Raw genomic sequence first — 1,231 nt, 5'->3', positions numbered from 1 at the left:
TGAATCGCCTCGGGTTTCGTAGACACCTCTTTGCCTTAAACTGAGGCCAATTAGGAGGTGCCATGAGCAACCCACGTTATCCCGAAGAATTCAAAATCCAAGCGGTCAATCAAGTGGCCGAAAAGAAGCTGCCTGTCGCTGAGGTGGCAGCACGTCTTGGTGTGTCGACGCATAGCCTCTATGCCTGGATAAAGCGCTACAGCAAACCTCTAGAAGAACGACAGCAAGACGATGATCAACACGCTGAACTGCGTCGTCTGCGAGCGGAGCTCAAGCGCGTCACTGAAGAGCGAGATATCTTAAAAAAGGCCGCCGCGTACTTTGCCAAGGAGTGCGGTTGAAGTACGCCTTTATCAAGCAGCGAGCCGGCGACTATTCCATTCGACGGCTTTGCCTGACGCTGAAAGTCCATCCAAGTGGCTATTACGCCTGGTTGTCTGAGCCGCAATCTGCACGCGCCAAAGACAACCAGCGACTGCTGGGTTTGATCAAGCATTCATGGCTGGAAAGTGGCGGCGTTTATGGCTATCGCAAAATCCATGACGATCTGCGCGAGGTCGGTGAAGTTTGCGGGCGCCATCGCGTGGCAAGGCTGATGCGTCTTGAAGGGCTGCGCTCTCAGACAGGTTATCGACGCCGCCCTGGAAAGTACGGCGGTAAGCCAGCGGTCGCCTCACCCAATTTGCTGAAGCGCCAGTTCGATGTCGTGGAACCCAACAAGGTTTGGGTCACCGACATCACCTACATTCGTACGTATGAAGGCTGGTTGTATTTGGCGGTGGTGCTGGATCTGTTTTCTCGTCAGGTCGTTGGCTGGTCAATGAAGGCGCAGATGACCAGTGATTTGGCTATTGATGCGTTGTTGATGGCGGTTTGGAGGCGTAAACCGAAGCAAGAGGTGATGGTTCATTCCGACCAGGGCAGCCAGTACAGCAGCTCCGACTGGCGCAGCTTTTTGAGCGCAAACAATTTGGTTGCCAGCATGAGTCGCCGAGGCAACTGTCATGACAACGCCGTGGCCGAGAGCTTTTTCCAGCTTCTAAAACGGGAACGGATCAAGCGAAAAATCTACATCACGCGGGAAGATGCTCGTAGTGATGTGTTCGATTACATCGAGATGTTCTACAACGTAAAACGCCGCCATGGTTTCAACAATCAGCTGTCACCGGTAGAGTTTGAAAAGCGTTACGCAATGAGCTTGCAAGGTGTCTAGAGAATCCGGGGCGATTCA

General features: G+C 53.1%; 1 protein-coding gene. It reads left to right on the top strand.

Features of this window, described 5'->3' with window-relative positions; all coding sequences use genetic code 11:
- Positions 1 to 62: 62 nt before the first annotated feature.
- Positions 63 to 1,213 (top strand): IS3 family transposase gene (locus KHP07_RS29395; RefSeq protein WP_100490110.1). Its coding sequence is split into 2 segments (ribosomal slippage): positions 63 to 297 and positions 297 to 1,213, totalling 1,152 coding nucleotides; the frame shifts between segments, so codons are not numbered across the junction.
- Positions 1,214 to 1,231 lie beyond the last annotated feature (18 nt).

The organism is Pseudomonas sp. VS40, from assembly GCF_018587885.1.
Taxonomy (GTDB): domain Bacteria; phylum Pseudomonadota; class Gammaproteobacteria; order Pseudomonadales; family Pseudomonadaceae; genus Aquipseudomonas; species Aquipseudomonas pergaminensis.
The sequence above is the reverse complement of the archived record's forward strand: the minus strand, read 5'-3'. Positions and strand labels throughout refer to the sequence as shown.